We start from the raw sequence: 15,976 nt of genomic DNA, 5'->3' as shown, positions 1-15,976 counted from the left end.
CGGCTCGCCGCGCGTGAGCGTCCCCGTCTTGTCGAACAGCACGGCGTTGACCGTGCGCAGGCGCTCGAGCGCGAGGCGGTCCTTGACGAGGACCCCACCGCGCGCGGCGCGCTCGGTCGAGATCGCGACGACGAGCGGGATCGCGAGGCCGAGGGCGTGCGGGCACGCGATGACGAGGACGGTCACGGTGCGGGTGACGGCGTCGGGCGCGCTCCCGAGGAGCATCCACGCCGCAAACGTCAGGACGCCTGCCGCTGTCGCGAAGTAGAACAGGAAGGCCGCGGCCCGGTCCGCGAGCGCTTGAGCCCGGCTCGACGAGGCCTGCGCGTCGGCCACGAGGCGCTGGATGCCCGCGAGCGCCGTCGACTCCCCCACGGCCTCGACGCGCACGCGCAGGCTCGTGTCCGTGGCGACAGTTCCCGCGACCACCAACTCCCCCGGCCCCCGACTCACTGGGCGCGATTCGCCCGTGATCATGGACTCGTCGATCTCGGCGGTACCGGACTCGATCCGCCCGTCGGCGGGCAGCCGCCCGCCCGCCCGAACCAGAACCAGGTCCCCCGGCACGAGCTCGGCCACCGGGACGGTCACCGGGCCGGCCTCTCCCGCGCTCGACTCGCTGATGCGCTCGGCCTCGTCAGGGAGGAGGGCCGCGAGCGCGGCGAGCGCACCCTGGGTCGCGCCGAGGGCACGCATCTCGAGCCAATGGCCCAGCAGCATGATGGTGACGAGGAGCGCAAGCTCCCACCAGAAGTCGAGGTCGAAGCCCCCAATCCGCAAGCTCGTGGCCCACGACGCGACGAACGCGACCGAGATGGCCATCGCGATCAGCAGCATCATGCCGGGCTGACGCTCGCGCAGCTCGCGGACGCCACCTGCGAGGAACGGCCTGCCACCGTAGACGAAAATCACGGTGCCCAGCACGGGAGGAATCCACTCGCTCCCGGGGAATTCGGGCGGCATCCCGCCGAAGAGGTGCCAGAACATCGGGCTGAAAAGCACGACGACGGCGGAAAGGGCGAGCGTGAGCCAGAACCTGTCGCGGAACATGGCAACGCTATGGCCGGCGTGCTGGCTGTGCTGGTCCGGGGTGTGCTGGCCCGGGGTGTGCTGGCCCGGGGTGTGCTGGCCCGGGGTGTGCTGGCCCGGGGTGTGCTGGCCCGGGGTGTGCTGGCCCGGGGTGTGCTGGGTGTGGTTGTGCGGGCTGTGGTTGTGCTCGCCGTGCTGGTCAGAGCTGTGCTGTGTGGGTTGGTCCGGGCTGCGCTGGTCGTGCTCGCCGTGATCCTGAGGCCGGGCGCCCTGATGCACGGCTTCGTGTGCCGAAGCCGCTGGATGAGCCGCCGAAGCCCCTTGATGAGCAGGGTGGCTGTGATCGGTCATGGTCAGCGCCGTCCTTCCGGTGAAGCGGATGGGTTGCGCTGTGGTCGATCGGCGGTAGTAGAGAACACCCGGACCGCCTACATCGCTGACAGCAACCATGAATATACCCCTAGGGGGTATACAACGCAAGCCGAGTCGCGAGGCTCAGACGGCCCCACCTCGCCAGGCGGCGTCCCGGGCCGTGGTGCGGACCCGGTACAGGCTCGTCGTCGCTGTGAGGTAGAGGTCGGCGCCGTCGGGCCCGCCGAAGCACACGTTCGCAACCCGCTCTGGGAGCTCGAGCGTGGCCAAGAGCTCGGCCTCGGTCGAGTAGACCCGCACCGACGCGCCCGCGGACGTCCAGACCCTGCCCTCGGTGTCCACGCGGAAGCCATCGGAGGGGTGGTCGTCGTCGAACGCGACGAAGGTGCGGCCGCCGCTCAGGGTGCCGCCCCGCGCGTCGTCCGTTCTGTTGCGCGCAGCAACGTCATACGCGGCAATGCGGAACGGAACCCCGTAGGCCGCGCCCGCAGTGTCCGCGACGTACAGGACCGATTCGTCGGGCGAGAACGCGAGACCGTTCGGATGCACCATGTCCGTGATCACGGGCGCGAGCTCACCGGTGGAGGGCGAGAACCGGAACACGTAGCAGCCCCCGTATTCCTGCTCACCCTCGTGCCCCTCGACGGTGCCGGGCAGGATCCCGTAGGGCGGATCCGTGAACCAGATCGAGCCGTCACTCGCCACGACCACGTCGTTGGGCGAGTTGAGCCGGCGCCCCTCGAACGTATCCACAAGGCCCGTCACCACTCCGCCTGCGTCCCGCTCGATGCGCCGCCGGCCATGGCTGCACTGGACCACGCGGCCCTCGGAATCGAGCGTCCGTCCGTTCGTGAACTCGACCCCCGTGGCATACTGGCGGGCCTCTCCCGTCGCGGGATCGAACTCGAGGATGCGGTCGTTCGGGATGTCGCTCCAGCGCACGGTCTGGGAGGACGGAACCCAGACGGGACCCTCCGCCCACCTGCTTCCGGTGTGCAAGTGTTCGAGCGGCCCGGCGAAAAGTACCGAGGAGAGCGGACCTGACGGAACGGAAGCTGTGAGACCTGTCGACATAGCTTGATTCTGTCGCGCCATCCTAGACTGGCGGAAGCAGCCCAGCACCAGTCCGGGACGATAGGCCAGCCCAGGGCTAGCCAGGAAGCCCGCTCCGATTCCTGGGGCGATCCACAAGATCGCGAGGAGGACACGTGACCACGGAACCGGGCCGCCGGTCATGGCGCCCGACCTTCCCAGACCGGCGAGCCGCGCGCGTGCGGCGCGCCGAGCTGATCCTGTGCTTTGGACTCCTCGCGCAGTACCTGCTCGGCATGGCCGTCAACCTGTTCGTCAAGATTCCGGACGACCACCCGGGCGCGAACCCACCCGAATACTTCGGCGGCGTACTCAAGAGCGTCACGTGGGCGTCGTCGGGCGGCGGCCTCTGGCTCGCCTCGCACGCGGGGCTCGGGCTGCTCCTCGTCGTCGTGGCCTTCGTCGCGATCCTGCTCTCGTTCGGGAGCCATAGCCGCGCGGCGTACTGGAGCTCGATCGTCGGGTTCCTCGCGATCGTCGGCGCGGGCTTCAACGGCGGGAGCTTCCTCAACTACGCCGAGGACTTCAGCTCGATGATCATGGCCGCGCTGTGGGCAGTCGCGCTCGCGAGCTACCTCGCGGGCATCTACCGGATCGGGCGCTAGTAGTCAGAGCTCCGGGCTGGCGCTGGGCGTCAGAGCTCCGGGTTGAAGCCGGGGGGTCAACGCTGCGGGTCAACGCTGGGAGTCAGCACTGCGTGTCAACGCCTCGGGTCAGTGCTGGGGGCGGGTCCCGTGGAGGCCCGCATGGTCAGGTGCGTGGGCAGCACCACTTGGGTTCGACTCTGACTCGCGTCGACCCTCAGCCTGCTGATGAGGAGGTCAGTCGCGACCCTCCCGGCCTGTTCGATCGGGGCGGTGATAGTGGTGAGCGGCGGATTGCAGAAGTCGGCGCCGAAGATGTCGTCGCAGCCCACCACGCTGAGCTCGCCCGGGACGTCGATGCCCCGCTCGCTCAGCCGAGCCAGGATCCCGATGGCCACAAGGTCGTTGAAGGCGATGCAGGCCGTGGAACCCGAGTTGAGGAGCGCATCGGCGGCGGCCGGGCCCGAGCGGCGGCTCGGGTGGTAGGGCCCGAGCCGCCGCACGGTGATGCCGAGCTGCTCTGCCGCGCTCTGCATCACGATCCACCGACGGCTGTCGGACCACGAGGTCGGCGGCCCCGCGATGTAGGCGATGTCGCGGTGGCCAAGCGAGAAGAGATGTTCGACGGCCTGCTGCACGCCCTCGGGCGTGTTGATCACGACCGTCGGGACGCCCGGAGTGTCGCGATTGATCGTCACGAGCGGTGTCTTGGCAGCGGCTGCGACAAGCTGGTCATCGCCGAGCCTCGCGGCGACGAGGACAAAACCGACCACCGAGCTGCGGAACTCGTCGAGATAGCTCGCTTCGAGATCGATGTCCTCCTCGGTGTCCACGAGCATCTGCCGGTATCCGGCGGCCTTGAGCTGATGCTGCGTGCTGCGGATGACGTCGAAGAAGTAGGGGTTCGTAATGTCCGGGACGAGGACGGCCACCGCGCCCGCCTGGACGGGCTGGGGCTGGCGAGCCCGGCCTGACGCGATATAGCCAAGCTGCTCCGCAGCCTCCCGCACCCGCTCGAGGGTCGCTCGGCTCACCCGCCCCGGCTGGGTCAGCGCGCGCGAGGCGGTCGACGCCGCGACGCCGCTCATCGCGGCAACTTCCTTGAGGGTCGGCGAGTGCCCCGACGCGGGAATCCCCGGCTGCGCAATGTCCACTGGTGCGTCCACTGGTGCCACTCTCCTTCCTCGGCAACTCCGCATCCTCGGCAACCGCCTCCTGGGCAACGCCGCCAACGAGAGTTCCACTCTCGACGATTGTGCCTCAAGACGTCCCCGTTGCCATGTTTTTGGCAATTTCTGGCAAAAAGTGCAAGCGTTGCCGCAATCGCCATAATGTGGCGTGGGCAACATTCCGGCGGCACCAGCAGTCGGGACCCCCACGGTCCACAAGACTCGACGAGGAGCAAACCTAGACATGAAGATGGCAACTTTGCGGCTGCTTGGCATCGCCGCCGCCGTATCCCTCGGCGCCGTCGGCTTGGCCGGCTGCGGCCAGGAGAACGGCGGCGGTTCGGTAGACGGATCGGGCAAGACCCTTGACGTCCTGATCGGCGCGAACACGAATAAGGCCGACCAGTTCCGCTCGTGGCAGGCGCACATTGCCGACGCCTTCAAGAAGCAGACCGGCGCGGACCTCAAGTTCGAGACGTTCGCGAACGCCAATGACGAACTCTCGAAAATCCAGACCTCGGTCGTCGCCGGCCAGGGACCGGACGTCTATCAGGTGGGCACCACGTTCACCCCGACCGCCTACTCGACCGGCGCCTTCGTGAAGTTCGACAAGTCGATGTGGAACAAGGTGGGCGGACGGGACCGCTTCGTGCCCGCCACGCTCGGCATCTCGGGCCCGAACGACCAGGACGAGGTGGCCGTGCCGTTCACGGACCGCCCGTACGTCCTCGCCTACAACACGGATCTGTTCAAGAAGGCCGGCATCGACAAGCCGGCGACCACGTGGGACGGCCTCCTCGAGCAGGCCAAGAAGCTCACGGGCAACGGCGTGTACGGATTTGCGACCGGCTACGCCGACAACTACACCCCGTGGAAGTTCGCGTGGACCATGGCCAACCAGGCGGGGAATCCCCTCGTCGATGGCAACAAGGCGCGCATCGACGATCCCACCGTCAAGAAGGCCTACGAGACCTACTTCGGCTGGCTCACCAAGGACAAGGTGGTCAACCCCGCGGCCGTGGGCTGGAACGACACGCAGGCCGCCGCCGACTTCGCCTCGGGTAAGTCCGCGATGATGCTCATGACCACGGCCTCGTCGAAGGTGACGTTCGACGCCTCCGCCATCAAGGGCAAGTACGAGTATGCGGTCATGCCGACCGTGCCTCCTGGCCAGAGCACGATGCCCGCGGGAGGGTCGCCCGTTTCCTCGATCATCTCCGGCGACAACCTCGTGATCGCGAAGTACTCCGAGAACCAGGACCTGGCCGCGGCGTACATCAAGCTCCTCACGAGCGACGACGAGCAGATCAACTACAACAAACTGTTCGGCGACCTCCCCGCGAACGCCGCCGCCGCGAAGAAGGTCGAGGACGCCGATCCGTCGCTCGCGCCGGTCCTCGCCTCGGCCAGCCAGGCGAAGAGCACGCCGTTCACCGGCGCCTGGGGAGACATGCAGCTCGCCCTCACCAACGTCGTGGTCCAGTCGCGCCAAGCGCTCTCGGGCGGCGGCGTGTCTGACAGCGCCCTTCAGTCCGCTCTTGCGAAGGCCCAGAAGGACGCCCAGGCCTCCCTCGACAGGGCGGCTCAAAGCAAGTGAGCATCACCGCACGAAAGAGCGCCGACGTTCGGCGCAGCCCTGCCCCGTCGGCCGGCGGGGGCGCTCCCGCCGGCCGGCGCCGTCCCGTGAGCGAGCGGAATCGGCCCCTGTGGCTCCTGACCCCGGGCGGCGTGCTGATCGGCCTGATCATCGTGCTGCCGCTCGCCCTCGGCGTGTACATCGCGATGCTCCGGCTCGACCAGTACACGATCCGCAAATGGATCAGTGCCCCGTTCATCGGCCTCAACAACTTCGTCGAGGCCTTCACCGGAACCGATCTGGTGCATGCCTTCGGCAACACGGTCTCCTTCGCGGTCATCTCGACGCTGATCACGGTGCCGATCGGCGTCTACGCGGCGCTCGCCACGCAGAACCGTTTCGCCGGACGCTCGCTCGTCCGCTCGCTCTTCCTCATCCCCTACGTCCTCCCCTCGTTCGTGGTCGGCACGTTCTGGCGCACCATGCTGCAGCCAGACGGGATCGTCAACAAGTTCCTCGAGGGCATGGGCATCCCGGGGGTCCACTGGCTGTACGGCCCTGCGAGCTACTGGGTGCTCATCGTCGTCGAGGTCTGGGCCGCGTGGCCCTTCATCTACCTCATGGCGTTGGCCGGGCTTCAGTCGGTCGACGCCGAGGTCCACGAGGCCGCGGCGCTCGACGGGGCCCTGTGGTGGACGAAGCTGAGGTACGTCATCTTCCCGTACCTTCGAGGCCCGGTCGCGCTCGCATGCCTCATCGCGACGCTCCACCACCTCAACAACTTCTCGCTGGCCTTCCTGCTGTTCGGCGTCCCCGCCCCGACGGACGTGCAGGTCCTGCCGACGCTCGTCTACAGCATGAGCTTCACGAGCCTCCGCTTCGGGATGGGTGCAGCCATGGCGCTGCTCTCCCTCGTCCTGATCGCGCTGCCCCTGTACTTCTACCTCCGTGCCGTCCGGCTCGACACCGGCACCGACCCGGGAGACAAGCGATGAGCACCCTCGAAAAAACTACCCGCGAAGCCCGTTCCCAGGCCTCCCCGAGCAGTCGCCCCGGCAAGTCGCCTCGGAAGACGAGCCAGTCGGAGGAGGTCAACCGCCTCCTGCCCACGCCCCTGCTCGTGGGAGGCCTCGCCGTACTGTGCACCGTGATCGCCGTGCCCCTGCTCTACATCCTGTTCGCGTCGATGAACTCGGACATCGAAGTGGCTCGCGGCGCGTTCTTCCCCACCGAATTCACACTCGCCAACTATTCCCGCATCTGGTCCACGCTGCCGCTCGGACGGGGACTCGCCAACAGCGTCATGATCGCGGGCCTCGTCGCGGTCATCTCCTCGCTCATCGCGATCGTGACCGCGTACGTGCTCGTCCGGTACGAGTTCCGGGGGCGTCTCACCATCCTCCGCGGCCTGATCGGGCTCCAGAGCGTCCCGGGCGGCCTTCTCCTCCTGCCCGTGTTCGTGGTCTTCGCCTCGGCGGGGAACTACCTGGGCATCACGGTGATCGGCACGTGGTGGGGGCTGTTCCTCGCGTACCTCACGTTCGCCCTGCCGTTCTCGATCTGGGTCATGGTGACGTACCTCCGCGGCCTGCCGAAGGAGCTCGAGGAGGCGGCCCGCATCGACGGCGCGACCTCGCTCGGAGTCCTGTTCCGAATCATCTTCCCGCTGAGCTGGCCGGGTCTCGTGGTATCGGGGGTGTTCTCGTTCCTCCTCGGCTGGAACGATGTCATGTTCGCCTCCGTCCTCACGCGCCCCAACACCCAGACCGTCGCCGTCGTCCTCCAGATCTTCGGCGCCTCGTCGGAGGGCGGGGCCGTGCCCCTGTACGGACAGATGATGGCCGCCTCGCTCGTCTGCGCTGCGCCGGTCGTGATCCTGTACCTCATCTTCCAGCGCTTCCTCGTCGGCGGGCTCACCACGGGCGGCGTCAAGTAGCAGAGCTTCCACCCTATAAAGGCAAATACACAGCTGGGAGGGCGCCCGCGGGCATCCTCCCAGCTGTGTTTTTTCGGCGGGTCTCTGGGCGGCGCGCCTCAGGGGGTCGAAGGAACGACGACGCCGACCCCCACCTCAGGGGCGAGCCAGCCGAGGAGGGGCTGGCTGGCCGAAGCAGTCGCTTCCCCGCAACGCGGGGTCTGGCACTCATGCCGCCTTCGGCCGTGCGGACCTGGCACTTGCCCGCCTTCGGCCATGCAGGCCTGGCACTCGTGCCGCCTTCGGCCGTGCAGGCGATGGCGGATCGGGCCCCGCGCGGCTAGCGTCAACCGCATGTCACCTTCGCCTCTGCCCTACGCCCTGTTCCCCGGATCGGCTCGCGAAGCGCTCACGTTCTACCAGGACGTGTTCGGCGGCGAGCTCACGCTCCACACCCGTGCCGAGTTCGGGCGGACCGACGAGCCGCTCACCGCGATCGCCCACGGCATGCTCACCGGCCTCGTGACGCTGTACGGCGCGGACGCCGAGGGAAACACCCCGGGCGGCTCGGCCGGCGGAGACGCTGAGGGAAACGCCGCGGGCGGCTCGGCCGGCGGGATCCGGTCCGAGGGACTCATGCTCACGCTCCTCGGGACGGCCGAGCCCAGCACGCTGCGGGCCTGGTTCGCCCGGCTCTCGGATGGCGGGCGCGTCGTGGACGACTTCCAGGAGCGACCGTGGGGAGCCTGGGACGGACAGGTGATCGACCGCTACGGCCTGCACTGGCTTGTCGGGTTCGAGCCTGAGCAGTAGAGCTGGGCAGAGGAGTCGAGCCGGGCTGTGGGACAGGGCTGGGCTATGAAACAGGGCCGGCCTGCGGAATTAGGTCCGGGCTGCGAAACAGGGCCGGGCTACGAAACAGGGCCGGGCTGTGGAGTAGTGCCGGGCCGAGAGAACGAGTGTGGCCCTGTGTGAATTTGCGTCCCTGCGGGTAAGTGGCAGACTGACACGGCGCCGCGGCGCACCTGCTGGTGGGTCAGCGCGCACGCCTCAGTCCGATCGAGTGATGCGAAAGCAGGGCCGCTGATGCCGGAATTCCATAACAAGGCCGCCGCCAATGTCGCGACGGCCCAAGCCCCTCTCCATGGCAAAGTGATCGGCCTCGCCGTCGCCGGCGCGGTCGGCGGCTTCCTCTTCGGCTTCGACTCATCGGTGGTCAACGGCGCGGTCGATTCGATCCAAGGCAGCTTCGCCCTCTCCAAGGGGGTGACTGGTTTCGCCGTCGCCGTCGCGCTGCTGGGCTGCGCGGTGGGCTCGTGGCTCGCCGGTGCGATCGGCGACCGGTTCGGCCGCATCCCGGCCATGAAGCTCGGCGCGCTCCTTTTCCTGGTCAGCGCGATCGGCACCGGCTTCTCGATCGGCCTGGGGGACCTCATCGTGTGGCGCCTCATCGGCGGCCTCGGGATCGGGCTCGCGTCCGTGATCGCGCCGGCCTACATCTCCGAGATCTCGCCGCGGCACGTCCGCGGCCGCCTCGCCTCTCTCCAGCAGCTCGCGATCACAACCGGCATCTTCGCCGCCCTCCTCAGCGACGCACTCCTCGCGAACGGCGCTGGCGGCGCGAGCCACTCGCTCTGGGCCGGCATCGAGGCGTGGCGGTGGATGTTCATCGCGGGCGCGGTGCCCGCCGTCGTCTACGGATGGATCGCCTTCGTCCTGCCCGAGTCCCCGCGCTTCCTCGTACTGCGCGGCGATGAGGAGAAGGCGCGGGGCGTGTTCGAGTCCATCGCCCCCGAAGGCGACCTCGACCGTGAGATCCGCGATATCCGCCAGGCCATCGAGGAGGACCGCCACGCCGAGCGCCGCGGCGCGCTGCGCGGAAGCTCCCTGGGCCTCAAGCCCGTCCTGTGGGTCGGGATCGCGCTCTCGGTGTTCCAGCAGTTCGTGGGGATCAACGTGATCTTCTACTACTCGACCACCCTCTGGAAGTCCGTTGGCTTCCGCGAGGAGGATTCGCTCACGATCTCCGTGGTCACGTCGATCACGAACATCCTCGTGACGCTCATCGCGATCGCCCTCGTGGACCGCGTGGGCCGCCGGCCCATCCTGCTCGTGGGCTCGGTGGGCATGGCCGTCTCCCTCGGCGTCATGGCACTCGCGTTCTCGACGGCGACGCTCGTCAACGGCGAGCCGAGCCTCTCCGGTGCGTGGGGCCCGGTCGCGCTCGTCGCGGCCAACGTCTTCGTTGTCTGCTTCGGGGCCTCGTGGGGACCGCTCGTGTGGGTGCTCCTCGGCGAGATCTTCCCGCCGTCGATCCGCGCCCGCGGGCTCGGTATCGCGGCGGCCGCCCAGTGGATCGCGAACTTCCTCATCACGGTCTCGTTCCCGGCGATGGCCGCCTGGTCCCTCACACTGACCTACGGCTTGTACGCGGCGTTCGCCGCCCTCTCCTTCGTGTTCGTGTTCATGAAGGTCCCCGAGACCAACGGCATGTCGCTCGAGCAGGCCGAGACGCTGTTCGTGCGCCCGGAGAAGGCTGCGCGCTAGACCCAGACCAATCCGGGAGGGGCCGTGACAGGGAAGGGCCGTGACCGGGAGGGCCGTGACAGGGAAGGGCCGTGACCGGGAGGGCCGTGACAGGGAGGGGCCGTGACAGGGAAGGGCCGTGACAGGGAAGGGCCGGGGTTCGGGAATGGATTGCGCCGTAAGATAGTTACGGTAAGCAACGATCCACACCTCCGTCCCTGCCCTTCTCTTCTGGGAGCCTCCCGTGTCTCATACCGCACCGTCCGCCGCACCGCCGGGGGCCCTGAGCAAGCGCCACATCACCGGCGTCATGACGGGGCTCATGCTGGGCATGTTCCTCGCGTCCCTCGATCAGACCATCGTCTCGACGGCGATCTACACGGTCGCCAACGACCTCGACGGCCTCAGCCTCCAGGCGTGGGCCACGACCGCGTACCTCATCACCTCGACCGTGAGCACGCCTCTCTACGGCAAGCTCTCCGACATCTTCGGCCGCCGCCCCCTCTACCTCGCGGCCATCGTGATCTTCCTCGGCGGATCGGTCTTCTCCGGCTCCGTGCACTCGATGACCGAGCTCGCCGTAGCCCGCGGCATCCAGGGCCTCGGCGCTGGCGGCCTCATGGCCCTCGCGCTCGCAATCATCGGTGACATCGTTCCGCTCTCCGACCGTGCGAAGTACCAGGGCTACTTCATGTCGGTGTTCGGCGTCTCTTCGGTGCTCGGCCCTGTGGTGGGCGGCGCATTCGCTGGCGCGAACCAGATCCTGTGGATCACGGGCTGGCGCTGGGTCTTCTACGTCAACGTCCCCGTCGGCATCGCCGCTCTCATCACCGTGTTCCTGTTCTTGCACCTGCCGGCTCACCACGAGCGGCAGAAGATCGACTACCTCGGCGCGGCCGCAATCACCGTGGGCCTCGTGCCGTTGCTCCTCGTCGCGGAGCAGGGCCGCGGGTGGGGCTGGGGCTCGGCGGCGTCGATCACGTGCTACGCGATCGGCGCAGTGGGCATCGCCCTGTTCATCCTGCTCGAGAAGCGCGCTGGCGACTACGCGCTCATCCCCCTCCGCCTCTTCAAGAGCGCCCAGTTCAGCCTCTCCGCCGTGCTGAACTTCATCATCGGCATCGGGATGTTCGGAGCGATCGCCATGCTGCCCATGTACCTGCAGCTCGTGAAGGGGCTCACGCCGACCGCGGCAGGCCTGCTCATGGTCACGTTCACGGTCGGCATCATGACCGCCTCGATCATCGCGGGCCGCACCATCTCCGCGACCGGCACGTTCAAAATCTTCCCCGTAATCGGTACGCTCCTGCTCGCGGGCGCGTCCCTGACGATGGGATTCGTGCTCAACGTGGACTCGCCGCTGTGGGTCCCGGCCGTCGTCGCCGTCTTCTTCGGGATGGGTCTGGGCTGCTGCATGCAGCCGCTCGTCCTCGCGATGCAGACCTCCGTCCCGCCGAAGGACATGGGCGTGGGGACCTCGACAGCCGCGTTCTTCCGCTCGATGGGCGGAGCCGTCGGCACCGCCGTGTTCATCTCGATGCTGTTCAGCCTCGCGGCAGACAAGATCACCTCGACCATGAAAGACGCGCTCACCCAGCCGGACTTCATCAAGACGCTCCACGACCCTGCCGTCGCGGCGGACCCGACCAACAAGCCGCTCTTCGACCTGTTCAAGGGCGCCTCGGGTGGCCTCGGCTCGGACAACCTCAACGACACGAGCTGGCTCCGCAACGCCAACGCGGTGCTCACGCACCCCATCAAGGACGGCTTCTCGCAGGCCGTGGACGGCGTCATGCTCACCGCGGCGGCCCTCGTCTTCATCGCGTTCCTCATCACTCTCGCGCTCCCGAACGCCAAGCTGCGCGATCCGAAGGCCGCGCTCAAGGAGCCGACGGCCGCCTAGAGCCATGGGGCGCGTGCTCCAGTCCGTTTCTTTGACTGCCGAGTGGGTGGCGAACCCCGGCGCGCCGGTTCCCGAACCGGTTGGGAAACATCAAGCGGACTGGAGCACGGGTACCGGGGCCATCGGCCGCGTGGGCTCAGGGAACGCTTCAACAGACGACGGCGCACGGCGCCCTCCGCTGCTTGGTTCAAGCTGCGAAAGGCACCGCGCGCCGTCGTCTGTTCTTTTCAACGCCGCACCCCAGGGGGCACGTGCGCCGTCGTCCTTTGCCCGAAGCGGCCGCTGGGGGGTGGGCCGCTTAGGGCGTCACGCGATCCGCTGGTGCGTGAGGCCGAAGGGGACGCTCTCGTCGTGAGCGACCGTGTACTGGCCGGCCGCCTCGCGGGTCACGAGGATGCCGCAGCACGGGTGGGTGGCCGCGGACAGCTGCAGCGTCTCGATGGCCGAGCCGAGGATCGAGTCCAGCTCATGGGCATGGTCGACGACGACGCTCACGCTGCGGTGGTGGTGCACATCGGGGGACATGCGCACACTCCTTTCCGGAGTCAAGTCAAGTTTCAAAGAATTTAGTTTAGGCTACAACGTCTACTTCGGAAAGTCCGCCGCGGCAGCCAAGAAGCCCGGCCCCACCACACCAACCAAGGACGACGGCGGGCGGCGCGCGCCGCCGTCGTCGTCTGTTTGGCTACGCTGAAGCGCATGAGCCGCTTCGCCCCGCATCATGCGCCTGCCTTGAGCCCCGAAGACGCCTACGCCGTGCGGCGGGCCCTCGGCGCCGGCGACGTCACGGTCTTCGCTGACGGCACCGCGTACCGCCTTCCGGACGCGGCGCGGGACGCGGTCCTGGACCTGCTCGCGCGGCTCGGCCGCGGCGAGTCGGTGACGGTGACCAGCGCGGAGGACGTCCTCACCGTCGCCCAGGCCGCCGAACTCGCGGGGATCAGCCACAGCTACGTCCGCAAGCTCACCGACCTCGGCACGTGGCCGGTCGAGTACAGGGGCACGCACCGGCGGATCCGCCGCGAGCACGTGCTCGCGTGGCTCGCGGCGCAGAAGAAGGGCCCAGAAGGCGCCGCGGGATCCGACCCGGGATCAGCCGCGATGTGACCACTCGTCACGGAAGATCTGGCCACTCGTCACGGAAGATCTGGCCACTCGTCACGGAAGGTCTGGCCAATCGTCGACGAACGGTCAGATCTCGCCCAGCGAGAGGTCAGATTCGGGGCCGTCCGGCCCAGCGGCGGGCCTTGAGCGCGAGGTGCAGCTCCTGCCGGACGCGCCCGCCAAGCGGGTCCGCGCCCAACAGCTTCCGGACGCGCGCGATCCGGTGGTAAACGGTCGAGCGGTGCACATGGAGCCGGTCGGCGACGGCCTGGACGGCGCCGTCGTTGTCGTAGAGCTCCTCGAGCACGGGGAGGAGCTCGCCCTCGCGGTCCTCCTCGATGAGCAGGTCGGCGTACACGCTCGAGGGCTCCGAGGTGAGCGCGCCCATGAGCTGGTACGCCCCCACCGAGCGAACGTCCACGAGCTCGCCGAGCGCGGGGTCCACCGCCCCGGCCTGGGCCGCGACCTTCGACTGCGCGTAGGCGTCGGGCAGCGCGCGCAGGGACGTGAACGGCTCACTGATGCCCACGAGCACGCGCCCCGCGGGGCGCCCCGAACGCTTCGCGAGCTCGCGCTCGTAATGCGTGAGGACGGCGGCGTGGCTCGCGCGCCCGGTCGAGTGCACGAACAGGACCACGGAATGCGTTTCGGTTCCCGCGGTGAAGAGCGCCGGGTCGATCCCCGCGGTCGCGAGCATGGCCGCGGTGCTCGTCGCGACGACCGCGGCCTGCGGATCCTCGGGACTCACGCCGGCGGGGTCGAGGAGGGTGACCATCTGCCACGGCGCGTGGCCGTGCACCTCGCGCCACCCCGCGATCTCCGAAAGCGCGGCCTTGTCCCCCGCCGCAGCCGCGAGGAACCGAGACTCGCGCGCGCGCCGATGCGCGGACGCCGCGGTGTTGGAGTCGAGCAGGAGGCCCGCAATGAGCTCGATCTCGAGCCGGACGCCGGGCAGCGCGGCGAGGATCGCCGCAGCGCTTTCCTCGTTGGGCTCCTGCTGGACCCACAGGTACCCCACGCGGAAGCCGCGCACGAGCAGCGGGACGCACACGCGCCCGTACATGCCGAGCCCCGGGTTGGGCGGCACGGCCACGGGGCGCACCGCCGTCGCGATCCCGTGCGAGAGTTGCCACGCGCTCACGTCGGCGGGCACGCGTTTGCTGAGGAGGAAGTTCACACGCACGGGGTCCGCGTGCGACTGGTTCGACGAGTACGCCACGAGCAGTCCGTCGAGATCCTCGACCGAGAGTCCCCTCCCGAGCTTCTGGGCCGCCTTTTCGACGAGTTCTTCGACGCCTTCCCGCATGCCTTCCAGCATAAGGGGAGCCACCCCACACGAGGGGACACTTGCCGCTCAACACTGCGACAAACGTCGAACGGACGACGGCGCGATCCCCGGAATTACGGGGATCACGCCTCCCAGCCGGGCCCCATGGCGCTGTTGCGCATCTCACAGTGAGCCTACGCTGGAACCACCGCGGAAGCCCGACAAACGGCCCCACGAGGGCCCTCGAACCAACGGAGATGACAGTGATCATCGGAGTCCCCCAGGAGATCAAGAACAACGAATTCCGGGTGGCCATGACGGCCGCCGGGGTGCACGAGTTCGTGGCGCACGGCCACACCGTGCTCATCGAGTCGGGCGCGGGGCTCGGTTCGAGCATCGCCGACGACGAGTACCGCGTGGCCGGCGCCGAGATCGTCGAGGACGCGGCGGACGTCTGGGCCCGCGCGGACATGATCATGAAGGTCAAGGAGCCCATCGCCGCGGAGTACCACCACTTCCGCAAGGGGCTCATCCTCTTCACCTACCTGCACCTCGCCGCCGAGCCGGCGCTGACCCATGCCCTCATCGACGCGGGCGTCACCGCGATCGCGTACGAGACAGTCCAGGAGGGGCGCACGCTCCCGCTGCTCGCGCCGATGTCCGAGGTGGCCGGCCGCCTGTCCGTGCAGGTCGGCGCGCAGTCGCTCCTCGCACCGAACGGCGGCAAGGGGGTGCTGCTGGGCGGCGTGCCGGGCGTGCGGCCGGCGAAGGTCGTGGTGCTGGGCGCCGGCGTCGCGGGGACGAACGCCGCGGTCGTCGCGATGGGGCTCGGCGCGGACGTGACGATCCTCGACATCAACATCTCGCGGCTCCAGGAGCTCGACGCGCTGTACGGCAGCCGCCTCAAGACGGTCGCGTCGAACAAGTACGAGATCGAGAAGTCCCTCGTCGAGGCGGACCTCGTGATCGGCTCGGTGCTCGTGCCGGGCGCGAAGGCCCCGAAGCTCGTCTCCAACGAACTCGTGGCCCGCATGAAGCCGGGCTCGGTGCTCGTGGACATCGCGATCGATCAGGGCGGCTGCTTCGAGGACTCCCACCCGACCACGCACCAGGACCCCACGTTCCGGGTGCACAACTCGATCTTCTACTGCGTCGCGAACATGCCGGGCGCCGTTCCGAACACGTCGACGTACGCGCTCACGAACGTGACGCTGCGCTACGGCGTGCTCCTGGCCGACCTCGGGGTCGAGAAGGCGCTCGAGCGCAACGCCGCCCTCGCCGCCGGCCTCAACGTGGCCGCCGGGCACGTGACCAACCGCTCCGTGTCCGAGGCCCACGGCCTCCCGCTCACGGGCGACTGGCACGGCCTCGTCGCGAGGTAACGCTGGGTCCCCGAACTTGACGGGCGGCGTCTTCCGTCTGGGGTCACGCCCCGTGGT

14 protein-coding genes are annotated in these 15,976 nt (G+C 68.6%); 9 read left to right on the top strand and 5 right to left on the bottom strand.

The features are described from left to right. A partial coding sequence (locus ACLN58_RS08670; RefSeq protein ID WP_415854861.1) for an HAD-IC family P-type ATPase occupies positions 1 to 1,380 on the bottom strand: 1,380 nt, incomplete at its 3' end. A gap of 144 nt (positions 1,381 to 1,524) precedes the next feature. Continuing rightward, a complete protein-coding gene (locus ACLN58_RS08665) occupies positions 1,525 to 2,475 on the bottom strand; it encodes an SMP-30/gluconolactonase/LRE family protein (RefSeq protein ID WP_415854860.1) in 951 nt (316 codons plus the stop codon). Positions 2,476 to 2,609: 134 nt separating this feature from the next. Between ACLN58_RS08665 and ACLN58_RS08660 the strand changes: the two genes are divergently transcribed. Continuing rightward, positions 2,610 to 3,098, top strand: a complete 489-nt coding sequence (locus ACLN58_RS08660; protein ID WP_415854859.1) for a hypothetical protein — start codon at positions 2,610 to 2,612, stop codon at positions 3,096 to 3,098. 95 nt (positions 3,099 to 3,193) lie between these two features. Here ACLN58_RS08660 and ACLN58_RS08655 read toward each other — a convergent pair whose 3' ends face one another. Then, positions 3,194 to 4,243, bottom strand: a complete 1,050-nt coding sequence (locus ACLN58_RS08655) for a LacI family DNA-binding transcriptional regulator (protein ID WP_415854858.1) — start codon at positions 4,241 to 4,243, stop codon at positions 3,194 to 3,196. Between the two features lie 253 nt (positions 4,244 to 4,496). Here ACLN58_RS08655 and ACLN58_RS08650 point away from each other — a divergent pair, with 253 nt between their 5' ends. From ACLN58_RS08650 to ACLN58_RS08625, 6 genes are all read left to right on the top strand, one after another. Continuing rightward, positions 4,497 to 5,843 carry an ABC transporter substrate-binding protein gene (locus tag ACLN58_RS08650; protein ID WP_415854862.1) on the top strand — a complete coding sequence of 449 codons (1,347 nt, stop codon included), beginning with the start codon at positions 4,497 to 4,499 and terminating at the stop codon, positions 5,841 to 5,843. Continuing rightward, positions 5,840 to 6,817 carry a carbohydrate ABC transporter permease gene (locus ACLN58_RS08645; RefSeq protein ID WP_415854857.1) on the top strand — a complete coding sequence of 326 codons (978 nt, stop codon included), beginning with the start codon at positions 5,840 to 5,842 and terminating at the stop codon, positions 6,815 to 6,817. Before ACLN58_RS08650 ends, ACLN58_RS08645 begins: the two co-directional genes overlap by 4 nt. Next, a complete protein-coding gene (locus ACLN58_RS08640; protein ID WP_415854856.1) occupies positions 6,814 to 7,758 on the top strand; it encodes a carbohydrate ABC transporter permease in 945 nt (314 codons plus the stop codon). The genes ACLN58_RS08645 and ACLN58_RS08640 overlap by 4 nt, the downstream gene beginning before the upstream one ends. A gap of 333 nt (positions 7,759 to 8,091) precedes the next feature. Continuing rightward, entirely contained in the window at positions 8,092 to 8,550 is a 459-nt protein-coding gene (locus ACLN58_RS08635; protein ID WP_415854855.1) for a VOC family protein, read from the top strand. Between the two features lie 273 nt (positions 8,551 to 8,823). After that, positions 8,824 to 10,284 (top strand): sugar porter family MFS transporter, encoded by a 1,461-nt coding sequence (locus tag ACLN58_RS08630; protein WP_415854854.1) that lies wholly within the window; start codon positions 8,824 to 8,826, stop codon positions 10,282 to 10,284. 223 nt (positions 10,285 to 10,507) lie between these two features. Beyond that, on the top strand, positions 10,508 to 12,166 hold the full coding sequence (locus ACLN58_RS08625; protein ID WP_415854853.1) for an MDR family MFS transporter: 1,659 nt from the start codon (positions 10,508 to 10,510) through the stop codon (positions 12,164 to 12,166). 306 nt (positions 12,167 to 12,472) lie between these two features. On the opposite strand, the gene ACLN58_RS08620 is transcribed toward ACLN58_RS08625, so the two are convergent. Then, the gene (locus tag ACLN58_RS08620) at positions 12,473 to 12,691 is read right to left on the bottom strand and encodes a hypothetical protein (RefSeq protein ID WP_415854852.1); all 219 of its coding nucleotides are present in this window, start codon (positions 12,689 to 12,691) and stop codon (positions 12,473 to 12,475) included. Between the two features lie 174 nt (positions 12,692 to 12,865). On the opposite strand from ACLN58_RS08620, the gene ACLN58_RS08615 reads away from it, so the two are divergent. After that, positions 12,866 to 13,273, top strand: a complete 408-nt coding sequence (locus tag ACLN58_RS08615; RefSeq protein ID WP_415854851.1) for a helix-turn-helix domain-containing protein — start codon at positions 12,866 to 12,868, stop codon at positions 13,271 to 13,273. Between the two features lie 106 nt (positions 13,274 to 13,379). On the opposite strand, the gene ACLN58_RS08610 is transcribed toward ACLN58_RS08615, so the two are convergent. Beyond that, complete coding sequence (locus ACLN58_RS08610; protein WP_415854850.1) at positions 13,380 to 14,576, bottom strand: PucR family transcriptional regulator; 1,197 nt, start codon at positions 14,574 to 14,576, stop codon at positions 13,380 to 13,382. A 224-nt stretch (positions 14,577 to 14,800) separates the two neighbouring features. Between ACLN58_RS08610 and ald the strand changes: the two genes are divergently transcribed. After that, the gene (ald, locus tag ACLN58_RS08605; protein ID WP_415854849.1) at positions 14,801 to 15,919 is read left to right on the top strand and encodes an alanine dehydrogenase; all 1,119 of its coding nucleotides are present in this window, start codon (positions 14,801 to 14,803) and stop codon (positions 15,917 to 15,919) included. The last annotated feature ends 57 nt before the right edge of the window (positions 15,920 to 15,976 follow it).

It is taken from the genome of Sinomonas sp. G460-2 (assembly GCF_047759905.1).
Lineage (GTDB): Bacteria > Actinomycetota > Actinomycetes > Actinomycetales > Micrococcaceae > Sinomonas.
The sequence above is the reverse complement of the archived record's forward strand: the minus strand, read 5'-3'. Positions and strand labels throughout refer to the sequence as shown.

Coding starts and splice junctions, on each gene's coding strand:
- ACLN58_RS08665 (WP_415854860.1), bottom strand. CDS start 2,475: ATGTCGACAGGTCTCACAGCTTCCGTTCCGTCAGGTCCGCTCTCCTCG.
- ACLN58_RS08650 (WP_415854862.1), top strand. CDS start 4,497: ATGGCAACTTTGCGGCTGCTTGGCATCGCCGCCGCCGTATCCCTCGGC.
- ACLN58_RS08640 (WP_415854856.1), top strand. CDS start 6,814: ATGAGCACCCTCGAAAAAACTACCCGCGAAGCCCGTTCCCAGGCCTCC.
- ACLN58_RS08635 (WP_415854855.1), top strand. CDS start 8,092: ATGTCACCTTCGCCTCTGCCCTACGCCCTGTTCCCCGGATCGGCTCGC.
- ACLN58_RS08630 (WP_415854854.1), top strand. CDS start 8,824: ATGCCGGAATTCCATAACAAGGCCGCCGCCAATGTCGCGACGGCCCAA.
- ACLN58_RS08620 (WP_415854852.1), bottom strand. CDS start 12,691: ATGTCCCCCGATGTGCACCACCACCGCAGCGTGAGCGTCGTCGTCGAC.
- ACLN58_RS08615 (WP_415854851.1), top strand. CDS start 12,866: ATGAGCCGCTTCGCCCCGCATCATGCGCCTGCCTTGAGCCCCGAAGAC.
- ACLN58_RS08610 (WP_415854850.1), bottom strand. CDS start 14,576: ATGCGGGAAGGCGTCGAAGAACTCGTCGAAAAGGCGGCCCAGAAGCTC.